The organism is Nitrospira sp. CR1.1 (assembly GCA_014055465.1).
Taxonomy (GTDB): Bacteria; Nitrospirota; Nitrospiria; order Nitrospirales; family Nitrospiraceae; genus Nitrospira_A.
In genome coordinates this window covers 1-3724 of the sequence record WIAF01000030.1, presented here as the reverse complement: position 1 = coordinate 3724, position 3724 = coordinate 1, and the positions used below count along the sequence as shown (strand labels likewise).

The following is a 3724-nucleotide window of genomic DNA, read 5'->3' as shown; positions in this document are numbered from 1 at the left end:
GATGGGCAGTGGCATCGGCTCGGCGTGGTCCGCAATGGCACCGAAATGCGGCTCTACCGCGACGGCCAGCTGGAAGGCTTTTGGAACTTTATCAACGGGCCGCCGGTCTTGACGAGCCTGCCGGCGGGCGGCCTGCGGATCGGCACCGGGGGCTGCGGGACCAATCCGTTCACCGGTCAGCTCGATGAGATCACGATGGCGGATCGAGCCTGGACGGTCGCCGAGCTCCAAGCGCCCCGGACCCAAGAACAGCCGGTGGCGGCCTGGACCTATGATGCGCTGAATCGACGGTCCGCCATGACCCTGTCGAACGGCACGCAGACGACCTACAGCTACGATCCGGCGAGTCAGGTGACGAACATCCTGCATCAACTCACGGCCACCAGTACGCCGATCAACAAGGCGGAGTATCTTTACAACGGCGTAGGGAATCGCACGAGTTTGACAGATCGACGAGGAACACAAACGTTCGGCTACGATGCGCTGGATCGATTGACCTCCGCTAGCCATCCGCTGCTGCTCGATCCGCAAGCCTTCGCCTATGACCCTGTCGGGAATCGCACCACCGGTGGTGCTGTCGTGAATGTGGGGAATCAGCTGACGGCTGATTCCAACTTTGGCTATCAATACGACGACAATGGAAACCTCATCAAAAAGACCCTGCTCGCCACGGGGAACTATACCCAGTACACCTATGATGCGGAAAATCGGCTGACGCAGGTGCAGGAATTCGCGGCAGGCAATCCCACGGCCATCATGACCAGCAGCTATCGGTATGATGGCTTGGGGCGACGGATTGAAAAGGTGGCCAACGGGCAGACGAAGCGGTACGTGTATGACGGCGAGGACATTGTGCTGGAGTACGACGGCGCGAATGTGTTGCAGGCGCGCTATACCCATGGGCCTGGGATTGATGAGCCGATTGCGGTGACCAAAGCCGGGAGCACGTTCTACTATCATCAGGATGGTCTCGGCACGGTGACGGAACTGACGGATATCAACGGCGCCGTGGCCAAGGCCTATGCCTATGATGCCTACGGCAATCTCTTGGAATCCCCGGGCACGGTGGAGCAGCCGTATACGTACACCGGAAGAGAGTTCGATTCAGAGGCAGGGCTCTATTACTACCGGGCGAGGTACTACGACTCGGGGATGGGGAGGTTCTTGCAGAAGGATCCGATTGGATTCAACGGTCTCGATCTTACACTGTATGCATATGTGAGAAACAATCCCGTAATTCTTATTGATCCTCTCGGTTTAGTGCCACCACCCGTCAGGCCATCCGGGAAGGGGACTGACATATGCGAGAACATTAAGGAGGCTAAATTTCTCGGCTCCTTAGGTATATGGGGTGAGATGGCCTTCTATGACAAAGTCAAATCCGAGGGCCCGTGGGACTTGAAGCGGCGAGATCCCGATCATAAGAAGTTTGAGGATTTTGGTAACTATCATTTCGGTGTGATGGCTCGGGCGGCTGGGTGGGCGCCAGGCACGGCTGTTAGGGGAGCGGGCGCCTATTCTATCCTCTCCGGCGAGTCGCCAGAAGGTTCCAGTTGGCCAGGGCCTTTCGGAAAGCCTCCATATGGAGATGGCTTCTTTGATCATGCATGGATCGTAGAAGGCATGAAAGATTTTGATAGCGGATACTGGGAGCTACAATGTTCACAGCCATGTCCCCTCACCCCAAAAAGGCGATAGTTGTCTTAATCAGCGTGGTCGTCGGGCTGCTGATAGGCTGCACTGCACAATCCACAGTGGCATCCCTGCAGCTGCGTTTCCCGGCTCACGCGGCGGATCTCAAAGAAATACGGCTTCTCGCGTGGGAGTTAGAAGTCTCCGGTCGACCCTTCAGTATTTTGGCCCCCGCGGCGTGGGGAAAAGAAGAACTAGTCAGCTTCTTTACTAAGGATGGAGAAAAGGTCACGCTGACTAGTGCGCTGACCACCCACTTCATCGGTAAGGAGATTCAGGTCCGGAGATTAACCGAACTATTGCATAAGGTAGGCATTGATATACTTACTGTGGATAGAGCGAGGGGGGCCGTGTGGGTCGTCACCCATGGCGGAGGAGCTATCGGCTCTGATCAAGGGTATGTATTTGTCTCGGATGGGAACGTGGGAAGGCTCCATCTTGATTATTCACTGCCAATTCCTTCTGAAACACAATGGTACGCGTTTATGGGCTAGAACCTGGGAAGCTGGGAAGGATGGGATTGGGAACCTCTTCTTTGTCCACCTTTGCCTACGATGGCCGAAACCGGCTGCTCAGCACCACCGACCCCCTCGGCAAGATCGAGCGCTACACCTACGACGGCAACGACAACCTACTCACGAGACTCACGCCCAAGAACGAGACCATCAGCTTCGCCTACGACGCTGTCAATCAATTGCTCAGTAAGACGCTGCCGGGCAGCCAGATCACTCAATACAACTATGATCTTGTCGGTAACTTGACCACTGTCACTGATCCCGATAGCGTCCTGGCCATGACCTATGATCTGGCGAACCGCCTGACCACGGTCAAGACCGATGGCTCCCCGAATCAACCCGCCGTCACCTTGGCCTACAGCTATGACCTCACCGGGAACCGGCTGAGTCTGACCGATCCGGTTCAGGTGGCCAGCTACCGCTATGATGCGTTGAATCGCCTGCAGTCCTTGACCCAGCCGACGACCCCGGCCACTCGGCTCCCCAATCTGCTCGCTACCTGGCCGGGGGATGGCAGTGCGGCCGATCCGGTGGGCGGCCAGTCGGGCACCGTGCAATTGGGCACCACCTTCGGGCCGGGTGTCCGCCAGCAGGCCTTTGTCTTCGACGGGGTGGATGACTATGTGAGTATCCCGGATTCGGCGGTGCTCGATAGCCTCAGCACCAACGCCACCCTGGATGCCTGGATCAAGCCGGAGATCCCCCTCGGGGCCGAAGCCTGGCTTTTTGCCCGGCGCGATCCCTTCGTGAGCGAAGGGTTCTCCGTGGCGCTCCTCCAAGACGGCCGGATTCAGTTGACCGTCCGGACCACCACCAGCCCCACCGTGTCCGGCTCCACGTTCCGCTCCACCGCGAGCGTGATCACCTTCGACCAATGGCAACATGTGGCCGCAGCCGTGGATACCGTGGCGGGCACGGCGCAGATCTGGGTGAATGGGCAGGCCGTGAGCCTGACCGCCGTCTTCGGCCCGGCGACCTTGAGTGGGACCCTCTTCAATGTGAACCAACAGTATCTCGGCCGACGGCAAGACCCGAACACGGCGGGTGGGGGCGGCCATTTCAAGGGCGAGATTGACGAAGTGCGACTCTATGGGCGGACGCTTACGCTGGCTGAGGTGCAGAGCCGGGCGCAGACCCAACCCGTGGCGACCTATGTCTATGACGCCCTCTCGCGACGGGCCAGCCTCACGCTCCCGAACGGGATCCAGACGACTTACAGCTACAATCCCGCCAGTCAGGTCACCAGCATCCTGCATCAACTCACCGCGACTGGCAGCCAAATCAACAAGGCCGACTATGTCTATAATCCCGTCGGTAATCGGACCAGCCTGACGGATCGGCGTGGTCTTCAGAGCTTCGGCTATGATCAGCTTGACCGGCTCACTAGCGCGAGCCATCCGTTGTTACTCGATCCACAAGCCTTTGCCTATGATGCGGTGGGGAATCGGACGATGGGCGGCAGCACCCACAATGCCGGCAATCAACTCACGGCCGATGCGAACTTCGCCTACCAGTAC

At 58.5% G+C, this 3724-nt stretch carries 3 protein-coding genes; all 3 read left to right on the top strand.

Annotation, left to right across the window (positions count from 1 at the left end; translation table 11 throughout):
- Positions 1-1698, top strand: a 1698-nt coding sequence (locus tag GDA65_20480; GenBank protein ID MBA5865058.1) for a hypothetical protein, incomplete at its 5' end; no start/stop codon positions are given.
- Positions 1659-2186 (top strand): hypothetical protein, encoded by a 528-nt coding sequence (locus tag GDA65_20475; GenBank protein ID MBA5865057.1) that lies wholly within the window; start codon positions 1659-1661, stop codon positions 2184-2186. The genes GDA65_20480 and GDA65_20475, both read left to right, overlap by 40 nt.
- A partial coding sequence (locus tag GDA65_20470; protein MBA5865056.1) for a hypothetical protein occupies positions 2165-3724 on the top strand: 1560 nt, incomplete at its 3' end. The genes GDA65_20475 and GDA65_20470, both read left to right, overlap by 22 nt.

Bases quoted from the DNA above. Each gene is read 5' to 3' on its own strand.
- GDA65_20475 (MBA5865057.1), top strand. From the start codon at position 1,659: ATGTTCACAGCCATGTCCCCTCACCCCAAAAAGGCGATAGTTGTCTTA.